Here is a 17,687-nt window from a genome sequence, read left to right on the forward strand (position 1 = left end):
AGTTTATTATGGCAAAAACAAAAACGAAAAGAAAAAAACGTAGCAGCAAAAATTTACTATTGGCGGTTTTATCGGGCTTATTATTGGCGCTTGCTTGGCCGACATACGGATTCTCTCCTTTGATTTTCATCGGTTTTGTTCCGTTGTTATTGATTGAAAGGGATTTGATGCAATATGTGCGAAAATATTCCTGGTTGTTACTTCGCTATTCATTTATTGCGTTTTTAATTTTCAATGTAATAACTTGTTGGTGGATTGGCAAAGTTGCTTTTGCGGCTGGAATTGCAACCTGTTTGTTGAATGCTATTGTTATGACTTTCTTTTTCCAGGTTTATCATATTATAAGAGCGAGTATTTATGATAATAGAAGTCGCGGACAATGGATTTTAATACCGATATGGATTTGTTTTGAATTTTTGCATTACAATTGGGAGTTGAATTTTCCTTGGTTGAATTTGGGAAACGTTTTTGCTACGTCAATAAAACTTATTCAGTGGTATGATGTTACCGGAGTGCTTGGCGGTTCGTTGTGGGTTCTGCTTACGAATGTTTTTGTTTTTAAAGCGATAGATAAATGGCTCAGAAAAGACAGACAATATGCTATATTGGGCAAACGATTACTTATTCCTTTAACAATTATATTTGTGCCGATAATAATCTCATTGATAAGATTTCACACATATAAGGAAGTTGAAGATCCGATAACTGTTGTTGTGTATCAACCTAACAGCGACCCGTTTAATGAAAAGTTCTCCTTATCCGCAAATGAATTTATTGACAGATTATTTATTGATATGCAGGATATTCTTGGTGTAGATGTTGATTTGATAGTTTGTCCCGAAACTGCTTTACAGGCACAGCTCTGGGAACACGAAATAGATAAATCGTCATATATTTCACGCATTCGAAAAGGATTGGAAACAAAAGCTTCTAATGCCGGAATGGTAATGGGAGCATCTACATATAAATTATATCAAGAAGGAGAAGAACATAAGCCCTACACAAAGAAGTTTAGTAGTCAGGATGTTTATTATGATTCTTTCAATACAAATATATATATAGATACAAGCAACATTCTTCAGATATATCATAAGTCGAAACTAACGCCGGGCGTTGAAATTATGCCGTATATCAGATATTTAAAATTTCTCGAAAACTTGGCCTTAGACCTTGGAGGCACTGTCGGTTCTTTAGGTTACGATGAAGAACAAAATCCTTTTGTAAATGAAGATATGTCTGTAAGAATAGCTCCTATAATCTGTTATGAATCGCTTTTCGGCGAACATGTTTCTAACTTTGTCCGTAACGGTGCAAATTTGATTACAATTTCTACCAATGACGGCTGGTGGGGAAATACACAAGGGCATAAACAACATTGTGCATATGCTTCACTGCTTGCGATTGAAACAAGGCGAAGTATTGCGCGCTCTGCAAATACAGGCATTTCATGTACTGTAAATCAAAGGGGTGAAATTTCCAATGCTACCGAATATTGGGAGCAGGCGGTTTTTAAGGATGAAATTAATTTAAACACAAAAAAGACTTTTTATGTAAGATATGGCGATTATGTTGCACATATTTCCTTAATAATATTAATTGTTCTTGTGATTATTTCTTTTATTAATAGTCTGGTATTGAAGAGAGTTGAAAGGATAGAGAAAGTAATGTGATTTGAATATGAAGTGAAGGGATAAAGTTAAAGATTATATAGTGTTTGACTCGAATGTTACTGTCCCGAAGCTTGAAATCCGAAACAAAAAATATCGCATTAAAATATTATCTTTGCAGTTAGTTTAAAATATTTTCCCACGCATGTCTAAGAATAAGTTAAGAAATTCAGAACCACCAAAAAACACAAAACCGGCCGGTAAGAATTCAGGTAAAAAGTCTAAGAAAAAGTCGAAAAAAGATTCCTGGTTTAAAAGAAACAAAAAGGCCGTGAATATTACTTTTGGCGTGCTCTTTATGTCGGTTGCGGTTTATGCCGCATTAGCAATGGTTTCTTATGTTATAAATGTCTTTAAAAGCGGAATGTTAATTGATATTGATGCTTTGGGATGGTGGAAATATTTAGCTCAGGGCGACGGACATAATATTACCGGAAATTTCGGAGATTTAATCGCTGATTTGCTGATTAAAAGATGGTTCGGTATCGGTTCGATATTTTTAGTTCTGATTCTTTTTCATTATGGAATTAAATTGACATTCGGAAAGAAATTAATAAATCGTAAATTTATTCTGCCCGTAAATATTTTAATCGCCTTATGGTTTTCACTCATATTTGCCGTATTCTTCCAAAATAATGAACCTTATGTTTCAATATTTGCCGGATATATCGGAAAAGAATTGTTCGAAATAATTAAACCGGTTACCGGAATTGTAGGTACGGCAATAATTCTGTTTATTCTGATGTTCGTTTTTATCGGAATACGCTACAAATTGAATGTGTTGAATTTATTTAAAAACATTAAATTAAATTCTAAAGATAAAACAAAGGATGTTGAGGATATTATTGAAGATGACGACGAGGAAGGAACGGATGATAGAGATGATTTCGATGATGACGAACAGGATAATGATGAAGATGAAGAAACCGTAAGATCTTTTGATGAAGATGAAAACTCCAATGATGAGGATTTGCTGGAGGAAGAAATTGAAGAGATTCGTAGAAACCAAGAAGAGTTTGAATTAAAAGATATTGTTGTTGAAAGACCTGATGAAGAGTCGATTGATGAAAAAGATTTTAAAAAACAAAATATTTTAGAACTCGAAGATATTGATCCGAGGGATGAATTGCCGAGGTATAAGATGCCTCCCATTGACTTGCTCGAAGAGTACGGCGGCGACAGCGTTTCTATTTCTGATGAGGAAATAGAGAAAAACAGACAGAATATTAAAAATACTCTTCGCACTTATTCTATTGAAATCGTTTCAATCAAGGCTACTGTCGGACCTACGATTACTCTCTATGAAATAGTTCCGGCTCCGGGAGTAAGAATCTCGAAAATCAAGAATCTTGAAGACGACATTGCGCTTAGTCTCGCCGCTATGGGAATTCGTATTATTGCACCTATCCCCGGTAAGGGAACTATCGGTATCGAAGTGCCGAACAGCAAACCGCAAATTGTTTCCATGCGATCTGTTCTTTCATCTAAAAAGTTTGTTGAAAGTAATCTGGAACTACCTATAGCTTTAGGTAAAACTATTTCTAATGAAAGTTTTGTTGCCGATCTTACCAAGATGCCGCATTTACTTGTTGCAGGAGCAACAGGACAAGGTAAATCGGTTGGGCTAAATGCAATTATTACATCATTATTGTATAAAAAACATCCGGCTCAATTGAAATTTGTTATGATTGACCCTAAGAAGGTCGAACTTTCATTATTCAGTAAAATAGAAAAACATTATCTTGCAAAATTACCTGATCTTGACGAAGCTATAATTACAGATACAAAGCATGTTGTTAATACGCTCAATTCACTTTTGATAGAAATGACAACAAGATATGAGCTCCTCAAAATGTCTGGAGTCAGAAATATTAAAGAATATAACACAAAGTACATTGCCCGCAGATTAAATCCTGAAAACGGTCATAGATATCTTCCCTATATTGTTGTAATAATAGATGAGTTTGCCGATTTAATTATGACTGCCGGAAAAGAGGTTGAGGTGCCGCTGACACGTTTGGCGCAACTTGCTCGTGCTATAGGAATTCATCTTGTAATTGCAACCCAAAGACCTTCTGTTAATATTATTACTGGTACTATTAAGGCGAACTTTCCGGCTCGTCTGGCTTTCCGTGTTGTGCAGAAAATAGACTCGCGCACGATTCTTGATACCGGCGGCGCAGACCAATTAATAGGAAGAGGAGATATGCTACTTTCTACGGGAAGTGATCTTATTCGAATGCAATGTGCGTTTATTGATACTGATGAGGTAGGTCGCCTTACGGATTATATAGGTTCGCAAGCAGGTTATGCAACAGCTTTGTTATTGCCGGAATATTCCGGAGATTCTGCGGAAACGAGTTTGAATAAGGATGATATTGGTGACCGTGACGAAATGTTTGCCCAAGCGGCACGATTAATTGTTATAAATCAACATGGTTCAACATCTTTATTACAGCGAAAACTTAACTTGGGATATAATCGTGCCGGAAGAATTATGGATCAACTTGAGGCTGCCGGAATTGTCGGTCCGCAAGAAGGCAGCAAAGCCCGCGAAGTATATGTTCACAGCGAAGTAGAATTAGATAAGATACTTAATCCGGATTTATAATTGTTTCGAATTTTGCTCATGTTATTGTAGTGAAATTCAGTAAAAAAACAATCAATCGTACAAAATATATTAGTTGGTAACGATGCCAAAAATAGTTGGTAATTAATAGTGCAGATTATAGAATTTCGAATATGTAAATTTTGAGATTGATTTCTATATCTTAATATTTTCAGCAACATTTACTCCGTCGATTGCAGAAGAAACAATTCCTCCCGCATAGCCGGCACCTTCGCCGCAAGGATATAGATTCTTGATTTCAATATGTTCGAATGTTTCGTTGTTTCTTAAAATTCTTACAGGAGAAGAAGTACGAGATTCTATTCCAATTAATAAAGCATCATCGGAGTAAAATCCCCTGAGCTTTTTGTCGAAATCTGTAAATGCTTGTTTTAATCTGTTTGTGATGAAATCCGGAAGCATATTGTGAATAGGAGAGGATATTAATCCGGGTATGTAGGAACTTTTTCTTAATTCCGACGAAGTTTTGTTTTTTGTGAAATCGGTCATTCTTTGTCCCGGCGCCTTAATAGTTCCGTCCTTATGATCAAAAAATCTTCTTTCTAAATCTTGCCGGAATATCAGATTTTGCAACGCTCCGAATTTTGAATAATCCGAAGTATCTTTCTTATCAACAGAAACAACAATTCCTGAATTTGCAAATTTTCCGCTGCGAGATGAATTAGACATTCCGTTTACAACAAGTTCTCCAGATTTTGTTGAGGCTGGAACAATTATCCCACCCGGACACATACAAAATGAAAAAACACCTTTTCCTCCAACTTGCGTTACTAAACTATAAGTTGCCGGCGGCAAATCATATCGCTGCCTTTTTCCATTGTACTGGATATCATCAATCATTTTCTGATAATGTTCGACACGTACACCCAAAGCAAAGTCTTTAACTTCAATTTTTATCTTTCTTTCATTCAAAAATTCATAAATATCATTTGCCGAATGTCCTGTCGCCAGAATTACTGCAATTCCGGAAAATATATTCCCGTTTTGGTCTATTACTTTATCAACTTCAGAATTTTTAATTTTGATATCGCAGATTTTAGTATTGAAATGATATTCGCCCCCATGAGAAATTATTGTATTTCTGATGTTTTCCATTATCATTGGTAGATTATCCGAACCGATATGCGGATGTGCATCAACAAGAATATCTTTTGAGGCTCCATGTAAAACCAGCAATTGTAGGATTTCATTTACATTACCTCGTTTTGTTGAACGGGTAAATAATTTTCCGTCGGAGAAAGTTCCGGCGCCACCTTCACCAAAACAATAATTGGAATCTTCATTGAGATTGTTGTTGCGATAAAGTTCGGCAATATCTATTTTTCTTTTGTGAATATCTTTTCCGCGTTCCAGAATTATGGGTTTGATTCCTTTTTGAATTAGTTTTAAAGCGGCGAATAATCCTGCCGGCCCCGCACCGATTATTATTACAGGCGGAGCGGAGGCAACATTTTTAAATTCCGGAATTTTTATGCTCTCGTTCGGATAATCATTTCCGGAGAAGACAGCTATTTTCAGTAAATAAGAAATGTTTCTTCCGCGCGCATCAATGGAACGACGTAAAATTCTAATATCGTTAATACTTGAAATTTTTATTCCGGCAGCTCTTCCCGATGATAATTTTATAGCTTCATAATCATTTATTAATTCGGGAGAAATTTTTATATCTATCTCATTAATCATGGAAATACCAACTTACTCCGAATTTAAATTGTCTGTCGTTTAACGGATAATGCGGCACGCCTATATAATTATAACCTAACAATCCGCTCGTAACGTTGATAAATTCAACAAAAACTCTTGCCCTTTTTACTTGAAACCTGAAATATGCGTTGATATACGGATAATTTCCTGTTTTAACTTCATCTTGAAGATAGAACGAACGAATTGAAGGCATGTAAGCTTCAGCATAGAAAGGTGTATTGTAAACAACATCGAATCCGATTTGCGACATCAGGGCTTTTTTAAACAAAGGTTGTTTATATATAAAAGTAATTTTTCCAACAAGGTCGGGTATCCGCATTACATCTTTATTGCTGGTATATTGGTAAACAACACTGCCGCTTATTTCAAAACGTTTTAAATCATATCCCGCAGAAAAATATGCCGATAAATAATTTATGGCGCCTTCATGTTGTTGCGGTGTAATATCTTGGTTTAGATAAGCATAATTGTTAACTAACATATATTTTACGCCTAATTCTAATGAACTGTATTTTACCGAAACATTAGCCTGATTATAAAAGACTTTCTTGAAAGAATTTTCCCACGCTGTTGTTGTAGTCTTAATTTGTGAATACATCCACGGGACATCGGTTGCGGCGGAATTATATTCGGCCTCAAAAGAAAATTTCTTGTAATCATAATTCAACAATCCCGAAACGTTATAGTCGCCGTTATTATAATTCCCGAGAGAAAAATGCGCTTCGGGAATTAATGTGAAATTAGCAAACTTCAAAAGGAATTTACCGTAAGGGATTATATTGTAAATATTATACTTATTAACTTCTTCTTGACTGGAAATAATACTAAGGCCTTCGTCGGTAACAGTAACATTATTTGCAAAAACATAGTATTGAATATTATGATAATCAACATCTGCTCCCACTTCAAATTGAAACCAAGCTTTGTTCCCGTTATCGAAATTGGTAAAAGCAAAATTGTTTTTCAAACTTTTAAAAACAGTTGAATCAAATATAGCGGAATTATCGTTTGTATAGAAATAATTGTAAAAATTAGTATCCGGTCTTGTATCCTGATAAATATTTCTGTCGCGAACAAAATTTATACTGTGCCGAAGCTGAAGATGATTTTCCTTCCTCGTAGTATCGGCTTTCATCAGTTTGAAATAATGACTGAAATACCATCCGCCGCGTTTGATAAAATTTGAAGCATTAGTAAGATTAACATCAATAGTTTTTCTGTTTGAAAAATTATTTTCAGTAAAATCGGTAAGATTTTTAACTCCGCCGTTCTCCAGGATATTCAATCTGGTATGATAATAAGCGAAAAGAAATCCATAACGGTAGTCACGGGTATGAAATCGTAAATTGGCATTGAAATTAGCATTTTTTGCGGTTTGACGAATATAAAACCCTTCGTTATTTAGAAAATTAAAATTGAATCCGAAAGCTATTGTTTGTCCGATTCTCTGATTATGTTCGGCATTAAAGTAACTCTCATCGCGCTCATTACCCGGAGCTCGCGAATACATAAGATTAAAATACGGCTTTAATGAAGAAAAGTATTTTGTATTTTGCGTTGATTGGAGATACTGCTCGAAACCATCGTAATTATAATAATATCCGGCGTTTAAATTCGGAGTAAAAATTAGTGGACGATGAGCGTGGCCGGTATTCGATGTCGTATTGTAGAAATTCTCTTGCCTGTACAGTTCGTCAAAAATATGATAGCGGAAAAGAGTAGTGTCAATAGGAGTTAATGTTAATGAATCGAGAGGAAAATCTTTTAAATATCCGTAATATATTGCCAAAGAGTCGGGAAGTGCTTGTGCATGAAATTGTTTCGGCACAATAAACAACAGACAAACGATAAATATATTCAGAAATTTCTTCACGGCGCAAAGATAAGAATAATAAGAATTAAAAATTAAAAATTAAGAATGAAAAATGAGAGTTAGTAGTCCCGAGTGTAATAAACGGATAATATTATTTGAAAATTATTTAATTCCGCTTACTGGAATATTCCGAATGATTATGATTGCATTATAACGGCAAAACTATAAACACAAAACTAATCTCCCTAATCTTAAATTTCTAAACTTTCAAACATTTTTCTATAAAATTCTGCCTTTTCATTGAGTGGTTTGGGATATGCCCGTGATGTTGACGGCATTCTATAAATCATTATTTCCCTGTTGTTTATATTGCACGGTGAAAAGTTTCCTACTGCTGGTTCAGAAAAATCCAGCAAATATAATAATGCTTCCATTGCTTTTGCTCCTGTAACCGCGATTGCTTTACATTCGGGAATTTTCCTTAAAATTTTCTCCGGAGAAAAAGTTTTTGTTATATGTAAGAACTTATCCGAAGCATTATTATTTAATCTGATGATATTCATCGCCGTATCACCCATTCCTATACCTTTGTAGTAGCAAAAACTTGCGGCACGATCTCTGTCGAAAGTTTTTTTATTTTCCTTAATGAAATACTCTTTGTCATTATAAAAAACCAAACCCATGATTCGCCAGAAATCATTCTGAAAATTCGGATAATAAAAGTCCATAGACCATCGCTTGCGTTGCGGCGGAAAACTTCCGAGAATCAAAAGTTTCGCATTTTCCGGCAAAAAGAATCCCAAAGGATGAACTTCTTCAATGTCAGGATTCGGAGCTTGTATTTCTGAGTTTTCGTGTTTAATAATCATTATATCGGTTCTTAATTTTCATTAATCCAGTCTGCAATAATCTTCATAGAATCTTCATTAAAAGTTTCTTCATTCTTAATATATAATTCGGTATTTCCGAATAAACATTTCTGAAATAAATGATTCTGCTGAGGTAACGGAACAATTTTATAATTTGTATTACCGGCTTTCTTTAAAGATTTTTCAATTCCTTCGAGATTTTCTTTTGCCCTTACTTGAATATCATTTGTGCCGTTTAAGGCTAAAACAGGAACTGTTGTCTTTTTCAAGTAATTTTGCGGGTTAAATCCGACAAAATATTTAAACCAAGGTTGTAAATACGATTTTGCTTCTGTTTCTACAATCTGTTGAATATCTTCTTCACTAATCCACCCTTCGGGATATTGTTTGTAACTTTTCTCTTTGACGGCTATAATCTTTTTTAATTTCTCTTCATCATTAAGTTTATTATTATTTATTATCGAATAACTTTTTTTAATACTTTTTATTTCAATATCGATAATATCTTTAGGCGCATTATTTGCAACCATTATATCATTATTTTGATGTATCAATAATTCTTCGATCGGAATTCCGGGTCCCGCAAGCAGAACAATGAAATCGATATCGGAATTGCGGACGGCAACCATCGGGGCAATCATACCGCCTTCGCTGTGGCCTACTAATCCGATAGACATATCCTTCAAATCATCCCTTCCTTTTATGTAATTGACAACCGCTTCCGCATCAAGAGATAAATCGTAAGTTGTAGCCGTACTGAACTTTCCTGTAGATTCGGCAGTTCCTCTGTCGTCGTATCTTATTACGGCAATTCCGTTTCTTGTGAGATAATCCGATAACACGAGAAATGGTCTGTGATCAAAAAGTTCCTCATCGCGATTCTGAGCTCCTGAACCGGAAATAAGTACAACTATTTTGTTGCTTGGCTTCACATTTGTTTTTTCGTTGGGCATTGTTAATGTTCCTGCAAGAATAACATCGTCTGCACTTTTTATTGAGACTTCTTCAACATGGTAAGGGAAATCAACCGGGTCTTGTTTTCTTACAATTTTCTTTTTTGTAAAATCTCCTCTACCCAAAACTAAATCGGCGGAAAATCCCATCTGTTTGAAAAAACAAAAGATTGAATCTTTCTCAGTATTATAATTACCGTTTATGGTTAAACCTATCGATTTTATAGAAATAAATAAGCTGTCGTTACTAAAGAAAGAACTATCGCAAGGAATTCCAAAAGTATATTGGTCGGGAGAGTCCATCAACACTTTTGAACCCAAAGAATCTTGTATATGGAGAACTATAGTAAGAAAAGTGTTGTTTACATCAATTTTGCCGTTCCATGTTCCTTCTATAGATTGAGCGTTGATAGTGCAAAAGATAAATGCAGCTAAGATTGTGGATAATACTTTTTTCATGACTTAATTAGAATAAGATGTTAATAAATATTTTAGAAATAATTTCTGCTAAAACTATAGCAAAGATAAAAATAACCGAATTGTTTTTTCTGATATTTAAAGAAACTTTAAATGCATTATAAAATAGAACAATTGTCCATATTAATATTGGGATTGATAATAAAATGATTGCAAAAAAAGAAACGGAAGAGAAAATAATGTTGGGATTACTGATAAAAACTTCCGGATTTTCGAATATCATATCAATAAATTCCGGTTGCGGAAAAAAGGCTGTAAGTGCCAGAAATAAAGTAGGAGCCTTCGCTAAATATGTTGTGCCGATTACATCTATCACTCTGAAGTTTTTGGAAAAAATCAATCCGGCAAGCAGAAACATAATAATTATGCTTGCTAAATCTATATTCAACATTGCAAATGCAGCCCAAAAAGAATATGCTTTTCCGTTTGTATGCATATCTAATGCTCCGTCGAAATATGCCCCGTTATAACTCCCGATGAGAGCGGTAAGAATAATAAAAATTAATCCTAAACCGAGCGCCTGCCAACCGGCAATCTTCTCAAACGGATTAACAAAAATCAACCTGAAAATTTCATTACGTTTCATAATTGTTTATTATTTTGTTATTGTTGATTGAATTTCTTCCAATGAGTTTATTCTGTCTATAATGTCGTTCAACATATTTCTAACCGTAGGATAGCTTAGCTTGAGTTCGTTAGCCATTTCTTTAAGACTTCCGCTATATTTTACGAATTTTAGAATAAATTCTTGATCTTTTTGTGTTAGAAGTAAATAAATAGGAAGTTCGTATGAACCGTTAACTTCAGTATTACACTCATCACATTTTAAGCATTTTACTTTAAGCTGATTATTACAACTTGGACAATGAGTCGGTAACATAATTCAATATATTTTTTGCAAAGATATAAATATATTTTTAATTTTATTGAAGTATAATTTAATTTTGTTTAAAAAAAATTTAATAAAATGAAAATATGCAGAAAATAAATGAAAGAAAAGATAGAAAAACAATAAAATTCATAGTATTTTTATAAAAGTAATTAGTAAAATTCTTTTATTGCTATAAAATATTGAATTAGATAAAATATATTAACTCTGAAAATTGTGTCAATATGAGGGAACTTTTAGGACCAATGTCCCTCACAAATAAGAACAAACGAATAGAATAAACTTAAAGTTTATTTACCTTATATCCCCAGTACCCAACTTGCAATTGAAAAATAAATCAGTACTCCCGTAATATCAGAAATTGATGTAATAAGCGGTGCACTTGCCGTTGCGGGGTCAACTTTAAATTTTGTGAATATGAAAGGCAGGATTAAGCCTATTAAGCTGCCGGTAATAACTGTTAAAACCATGGTTAAGCTTACAACTAAAACTATTTCCTTAGCTCGAAAGACTGCAATTAATGCAACGCCTGCCGCCATAGTAAGTCCGAGTAAAAGTGAAACTAGGAGCTCCTTGCCGAGCAATTTGACCCAATCTTTTATTTCTACATCACCGGTTGCTAAAGAGCGAATCATAAGTGTTGCGGATTGAGAACCTGCATTACCTCCGCTTGCTATCAAAAGCGGAAGGAAAAAAACTAATGATACGGCCGATTGTATTACATCTTCGAAGCTTGCAATTGCCGCGCCGGAGAATACATTCACAAACACAAGAGCAGTCAACCAAACAACTCTGTTTTTATATAATGTTGCAATAGTTGCTTTCAATGGGTTTACAATAGCATCTTTAATAGAACCGAATTTATGAAAGTCTTCTGTGCTTTCTTCTTCCGCAACGTCCATCATATCATCGAAGGTAACAATACCAACCAGAGTACCGTCGTTATCAATAACAGGTAAAGCAACCCTGTCATGATCCGAAAAAACTTTTACCGCATTTTCCTGATCATCAAAAACATTTAGAGCAATGAATTTATTATCGGAAATTTCTGATATTTTCTGTTGGGGTGAAGCAAGTATTAAATCCTTAATGCGAATGTCGTCAACCAAATGCCATTTATCATCAACTACATAAATAATATTGAGAGTTTCGGAATCGCGACCGTATTTTCTAATATGTTCTAAAGATTGATCAACCGTATAATATGCCTTAACTGCAACGTATTCGGGAGTCATCAATCGACCTACGCTGTCTTCGGGATATGCTAAAAGTTGGCCGGCAATTTTTCTTTCTTTATCACTAAGTAATTGCATCAGGGGCTGTACAATCTCTCCAGGTAAATCTTCAAAAAAAGCTGTTCTGTCATCAGGTTCCAAGTCATTCAATAAACTTGTAATCCTGTTACTGTTTTCAGCAAGGCTTTCAATAACATCCTGTTGCGATTCGTGAGATAAATGCTCGAAAGTTTCCTTTGCGTATTCACGCGAAAGCAATCTAAACAAAAGAATACCTTCTGTTTTAGATAAGTCTTCAATAACTTCTGCTATTTCAAGAGGTGAGAAGTGTTGTAGTTCCTTTTTTAGACTTTTCCAGTCTTTTTGTTCGATTAAATTTCTTAAAAAAAGTTTGATCTCATTCATTTATGACCTCCTTACATTTTTTTCTGTAAGAAGACCATTGAAGTCCCTTACAGAGTAGTTAATGTTTGATGTTTAATTTTCTACGACTATAATACGGGCCTTCGTCCATGTTAAGATTATTTTAAATTTTCGGCTGCAAAGATAGTAAATTAATTTAAAATTGAAAATTTAGAATTGATTTTTTTTGAAATTTAATAGGAGCATAGATTGAATAAATTTCTAGGTTTTGATTGATTATTCTTTGTGATTTTAGCCGTAGGAATATTTTGATTGTAAGGTAAATTTTATGATTTGAAAATTGAAATTCCTCATTTCAAAACATAAAATCAGAAATTAAATAACGGGAAACATACAACTATTCGTTATTATATTTGGATTCTTCAAATAATTTATCCAATTTAGATACAATCATCGCAGGATTTGTCAATGGCATTTCGGTTTTATAATCAAATAAATCGTATTCTAATAATTCATTTTTCTTGTATTTTTCTATTCTCGGCAGCTTATATCTATTTGTAGTATAGAGATATTCGTCTTTTTCATCGAAAATAATAAGTTTAGGAAAAAATACATCTTTCCTGCCGATGAATTTCGTCATAATTTCATTAGCTTCAGCGAACTCTTTTTGAGAACTTCTTCCGAGCTCTTCATAATGAGTGATTTTTTTACCATCCCAAGTGCGAACAGTTGCGTAAGAATCGGCAATAGTTTTTTCAATTGCACTGCCAAGATGCATAGTATCATGTCCCGATGGCATTAATAAAACTTTTCCGCCGCCGCCTTCGATATTTGCGGCATAACGCGGAACTGTAATTCCTGAAAGCCATCCCTGCAAATTTTTCATATATATTTTCCCATTTTGTATTGGTGTTATAAAATGTACGATTCCTTTTTCTTTATGGCATTGCAAAAGATAATAAGGATGAACGCCAATCCAAAACATTCTCCTGAAAGTTTCAGCTAAAGTTTTGTAATAATCATTAACATGATTCAATAAAACAGTTTGATTTCTTACAGTAAAGCCATGATCATTAATTTTTCTGATTGTATTTGCGAGTTCTTCCGTAATTTCGTGATAATGATTGATATGTGTCATAAAGTACACATATTTATTCGGCCCTACCGTATATTTATTTGCTGAGGTTTTTATCAATTGAAGCAATTCATCATCAATTGCCATTGGTAATACAACAGGAACGCGTGTGGCAATTCTTACGGCACGAATATGATTAATTTTACTAAGTTCTTCAAGAACATACTGTAACCTTTTTTTATTAATCATAAGCGCGTCGCCCCCCGTGACAAGAACTTCATTGATATTTGTATTATAATTAATATAGAACAGTCCTTTATTAATATCGTTAATACTAACATCAACAGTACCGTCCAATGATTTCGCTCTTTGACAATGAACACAATAGGAAGCGCAACTCGTATTTTCGGCAACAAATAAAGCAACTCTGTTAGGGTATCTTTGATAAGCAGCGCCGTAACTTCTTGAGCCTTCATCCATCGCACCTTCCAATCCGGTGTCAGGAAAAAGTAGATTAGCCGGAGTCGGAACACTTTGCCAAAAAATCGGGTCTAATCTGTATTTTGCTTTTTCTCCCGGCAAAAATACCGGATGAAAAGGATCCTTCTGCATTAGAGTTGCATAGTATGGCGTTATTCGTAAAGATTCCTTTCCTTCTACCCTCAAAGTTTCAACAGTTCTTCTTATTTCATTAATCTGATGAGAATTTAATTTAATAACCTTGCTCAACTGCTCAACATCACGAATAGAATTTTTTAATTGCCATTTCGGATTATTCCAATCTTCCTCAGTAGCATTTTCCCACAGTTTTATTGTTCTATAATCGCGTTGTTTATAATAAAACGAATTGTTGGTATTATAAAAATTAGTATTATTATCACTCATGATCTTTAATTTTATTAATATTGATTTGAGATTTCTCTTAAATATTGAGAGAGGAGTTGATTGTTTAAAAAACAATTTATGCAAATATAAGTATTAATTATCGGAATCTATGAGAATTTGGGATTTTTTAACTTGATTTGAATTAGTAATGAATACATTTTATTTGTAAACATGCAAAAACTTTCTTTAATCCCGACTTTTTATATAATGAATTTTTGTTTTTGTAATAATTAAAAAGACATTAATAATCAAATTATTACATTGCAATGTATTAATTCTTTTATGCTTTTCGCTTTCACACATTTTTCTATATCTTTGCATTCCAAATATAATCCGATGAAAAAAACTTTAATAAATCTGATTGATAAACTTGAAGTTGAAAAGATTCTTTCAAAGAAAGAATTCGTTCAATTATTAATTGAGCATAAAGATGTTGAACTTGCCGATTATATTTCTCAAAAAGCAAGAAATACCAAAGAAAAGAATTATGGGAAAGATGTTTATATTAGAGGATTAATCGAATTTACAAACTACTGTAAAAACGATTGTTATTATTGTGGAATTTGTGCTTCAAATAAAAATGTTGTTCGATATAGAATGACAAAAGAACAAATCTTGGAATGCTGTGAAATAGGATATAAACTCGGATTTAGAACTTTTGTCCTGCAAGGCGGTGAGGATAAATGGTTTACTGATGAAAGAATGACAGATATTGTAAGTTCAATTAAAAAGAAATTTTCTGATTGCGCAGTCACTTTATCATTGGGAGAAAGAAGTTTTGAAAGCTATAAATTATTGAAGGAAGCCGGTGCCGACAGATATTTGTTGCGGCATGAAACGGCTAATCCGGAACATTATTCGAAACTACATCCCCAGAAAATGTCTTCCGAACACAGAAAACAATGTTTACTGGAGTTAAAATCGTTGGGTTATCAATTCGGAACGGGGTTTATGGTAGGATCTCCATATCAAACTTATGAGAATCTTGCGGAAGATTTGATTTTTATTTGCGATATTCAACCGCATATGGTTGGTATAGGTCCTTTTATTCCGCATCACGATACAAAGTTTGCAGATTTTAAAGGCGGTACGGTTGAGTTGACTGTTTTTCTTATTTCGATTCTGAGATTAATGTTGCCGTATTCTTTATTACCGTCAACTACAGCATTAGGTTCTATTGATGTGTTTGGTAGAGAAAAAGCGATATTGGCGGGAGCAAATGTTGTTATGCCGAATTTATCGCCGGTTAAGGTTCGGAAAAAATATATGATTTACGACAATAAAGTAGGTATTGAAGATGACGCTGTTGCGAGTCTGGAGAATATCAAGAGAAAGATAGAAAGTACTGGGAATAGGATTGTAGTTTCCCGCGGAGATGTTATTAGAGTTGAGTGTTGATATCTGAAAAATTGATAGTGTGTTTATAAATAATCATTGCGAAGAGTATAACTGTTAAACAATCCTGAAAAGAAATTCAATAGACTGTTTTTTAGATGAATTCTTCGCAATGACAAAATCCGAACAAGTATTTCTTAAAATAATATTGCGAGCTTAAGAGCCCACATTCTTACGTTAATGTTTTCATCACTGATAACCTGTGTTGGTACATCCTGTTCCTTAACCGAAATTGTATGATCTCCCAAAAGATAATAGTGAATGCCCAAGCTTACGAAATTAAATGCTGTTATACCAACTCCGAATTCGGTAGCAAATTTTGTTGAATTCTTATATTTAACGATATTGTCTTTCCAGCCTTCACGAGTTTTCATAAGAATATTGGCGCCGAGCCCGGCTTCACCATAAATACCGACAATCTTAAAAAGTGAAAGATGATAACGAACTCCCGCAAAAAGAGGAACATTAACATATTGAGGAATGGTTTTGGAAATTTCTTTGTATTGATCCTTTGTTTCTTTATCCAAAGAGTTCCAAACTAATTCGGCGTGAGCAAAAACATTAAATCCCAGAGGAAGTTTAACGTTGTATCTTAGTCCTAACGATGCTCCAGTAGTAGTGCTGCCGTCAACTGTTGCGGTTCCAGATTGTAAAGAAATCTTTGGCGTTTTGAAATCACCAGCGGGAAATATTCCGCCAAGGTGTAAAGAAAGTCCTGTCTTTTGAGCGAAAGCTCCTGTACATGTTGAGATTAATATCAACCCAACGAATAAAGTTTTTATTACATTATTTTTTCTCATAATAAGATAAAATTTAATTAATCACTTTTTTAATTTTCGGCAAAGATAAAAATTTTTTAGAATTTCTGTTTCAATTCAAAAAAATATTGTACTTTTGCAGTCCGAAAATTAAAAAAATAAATTTTAAAAATTAATAATGTACGCTATTGTAGAAATCGCAGGAAAGCAATTCAAGGTCGAAAAAGGTAGATATGTTTATGTAAACCGCCTTGATGCAAAAGAAGATACGAATATCGAATTTGATAAAGTACTTCTTTTAGATACCGATGATAAGGTATCAGTGGGTACACCTCTTATTGAGGGCGCTAAGGTTGAAGCTAAAGTTCTTCAACATTTGAAAGGTGATAAAGTTCTTGTCTTCAAAAAGAAAAGAAGAAAAGGATATCAAAAATTAAACGGTCACCGTGACTATCTTACAAAGATAATGATTGAAAATATTGTTTATTAAACCCTAAAATCAGAAAGATATGGCACATAAGAAAGGAGCCGGTAGTTCTAATAACGGTCGCGAATCACATAGTAAACGACTTGGTATTAAAAAATTTGGCAGTGAGATTGTTAAAGCCGGCAATATAATTGTTAGACAAAGAGGTACAGTTCATAAACCGGGATTAAATGTCGGTATTGGTAAAGACCATACACTTTATGCATTAATTGATGGTACAGTTTCATTCCGCAAAAAAAGAGATAATAAATCTTATGTAAGCGTAATGCCTATTACAGAATAATCATTGTTTCATATATTGATGTTTTGAGAAAGGAGTTGCACGAAAGTGTAACTCCTTTCTCTTTTTCAGTATGTTATATTTACAGGTTGTTAAAAAATATATTGAAGTTTTTCAAATGAATTAAAGGACTTTGTTCGTTTTGTATAAAAAATATTAACTCAGAACAATTATATACAGAGTCGGTTGTTTTTAACCGGCTATAATA

Annotated in this window: 14 protein-coding genes; 5 read left to right on the forward strand and 9 right to left on the reverse strand. The window is 33.8% G+C overall.

Annotated elements, in window-relative coordinates:
* Window positions 1-8 precede the first annotated feature (8 nt).
* Both lnt and LBP67_10825 read left to right on the forward strand, forming a co-directional pair.
* The gene (gene lnt, locus LBP67_10820; protein MDR2085473.1) at window positions 9-1,670 is read left to right on the forward strand and encodes an apolipoprotein N-acyltransferase; all 1,662 of its coding nucleotides are present in this window, start codon (window positions 9-11) and stop codon (window positions 1,668-1,670) included.
* Between the two features lie 142 nt (window positions 1,671-1,812).
* Entirely contained in the window at window positions 1,813-4,278 is a 2,466-nt protein-coding gene (locus LBP67_10825) for a DNA translocase FtsK (GenBank protein MDR2085474.1), read from the forward strand.
* 153 nt (window positions 4,279-4,431) lie between these two features.
* Here the strand turns inward: LBP67_10825 and LBP67_10830 are convergent, their stop codons facing one another.
* The 8 genes from LBP67_10830 to LBP67_10865 all read right to left on the reverse strand — a co-directional run bounded on the left by LBP67_10830 (window position 4,432) and on the right by LBP67_10865 (window position 14,559).
* Entirely contained in the window at window positions 4,432-5,979 is a 1,548-nt protein-coding gene (locus LBP67_10830) for an NAD(P)/FAD-dependent oxidoreductase (protein MDR2085475.1), read from the reverse strand.
* On the reverse strand, window positions 5,972-7,873 hold the full coding sequence (locus LBP67_10835; GenBank protein ID MDR2085476.1) for a putative porin: 1,902 nt from the start codon (window positions 7,871-7,873) through the stop codon (window positions 5,972-5,974). Before LBP67_10835 ends, LBP67_10830 begins: the two co-directional genes overlap by 8 nt.
* Window positions 7,874-8,064: 191 nt before the next feature.
* The gene (locus tag LBP67_10840; protein MDR2085477.1) at window positions 8,065-8,682 is read right to left on the reverse strand and encodes a uracil-DNA glycosylase family protein; all 618 of its coding nucleotides are present in this window, start codon (window positions 8,680-8,682) and stop codon (window positions 8,065-8,067) included.
* 11 nt (window positions 8,683-8,693) lie between these two features.
* A complete protein-coding gene (locus tag LBP67_10845) occupies window positions 8,694-10,094 on the reverse strand; it encodes an alpha/beta fold hydrolase (GenBank protein ID MDR2085478.1) in 1,401 nt (466 codons plus the stop codon).
* A gap of 7 nt (window positions 10,095-10,101) precedes the next feature.
* Window positions 10,102-10,698 (reverse strand): hypothetical protein, encoded by a 597-nt coding sequence (locus LBP67_10850; GenBank protein ID MDR2085479.1) that lies wholly within the window; start codon window positions 10,696-10,698, stop codon window positions 10,102-10,104.
* Window positions 10,699-10,707: 9 nt separating this feature from the next.
* The gene (locus tag LBP67_10855; protein ID MDR2085480.1) at window positions 10,708-10,992 is read right to left on the reverse strand and encodes a DUF2089 domain-containing protein; all 285 of its coding nucleotides are present in this window, start codon (window positions 10,990-10,992) and stop codon (window positions 10,708-10,710) included.
* A 308-nt stretch (window positions 10,993-11,300) separates the two neighbouring features.
* Complete coding sequence (gene mgtE, locus LBP67_10860) at window positions 11,301-12,641, reverse strand: magnesium transporter (GenBank protein MDR2085481.1); 1,341 nt, start codon at window positions 12,639-12,641, stop codon at window positions 11,301-11,303.
* A 355-nt stretch (window positions 12,642-12,996) separates the two neighbouring features.
* Window positions 12,997-14,559: a KamA family radical SAM protein gene (locus LBP67_10865; protein ID MDR2085482.1), complete on the reverse strand. Its 1,563-nt coding sequence runs from the start codon at window positions 14,557-14,559 to the stop codon at window positions 12,997-12,999.
* Between the two features lie 336 nt (window positions 14,560-14,895).
* Here LBP67_10865 and hydE point away from each other — a divergent pair, with 336 nt between their 5' ends.
* Window positions 14,896-15,957: a [FeFe] hydrogenase H-cluster radical SAM maturase HydE gene (hydE, locus tag LBP67_10870; protein ID MDR2085483.1), complete on the forward strand. Its 1,062-nt coding sequence runs from the start codon at window positions 14,896-14,898 to the stop codon at window positions 15,955-15,957.
* 134 nt (window positions 15,958-16,091) lie between these two features.
* On the opposite strand, the gene LBP67_10875 is transcribed toward hydE, so the two are convergent.
* Complete coding sequence (locus LBP67_10875) at window positions 16,092-16,754, reverse strand: outer membrane beta-barrel protein (GenBank protein ID MDR2085484.1); 663 nt, start codon at window positions 16,752-16,754, stop codon at window positions 16,092-16,094.
* 136 nt (window positions 16,755-16,890) lie between these two features.
* Here LBP67_10875 and rplU point away from each other — a divergent pair, with 136 nt between their 5' ends.
* Complete coding sequence (rplU, locus tag LBP67_10880; protein ID MDR2085485.1) at window positions 16,891-17,202, forward strand: 50S ribosomal protein L21; 312 nt, start codon at window positions 16,891-16,893, stop codon at window positions 17,200-17,202.
* 19 nt (window positions 17,203-17,221) lie between these two features.
* Window positions 17,222-17,482, forward strand: coding sequence for a 50S ribosomal protein L27 (gene rpmA, locus LBP67_10885; GenBank protein MDR2085486.1), 261 nt, complete (start codon window positions 17,222-17,224; stop codon window positions 17,480-17,482).
* The last annotated feature ends 205 nt before the right edge of the window (window positions 17,483-17,687 follow it).

Source organism: Bacteroidales bacterium (assembly GCA_031276035.1).
In the GTDB taxonomy this organism is placed as follows: Bacteria; Bacteroidota; Bacteroidia; order Bacteroidales; family BM520; genus RGIG7150.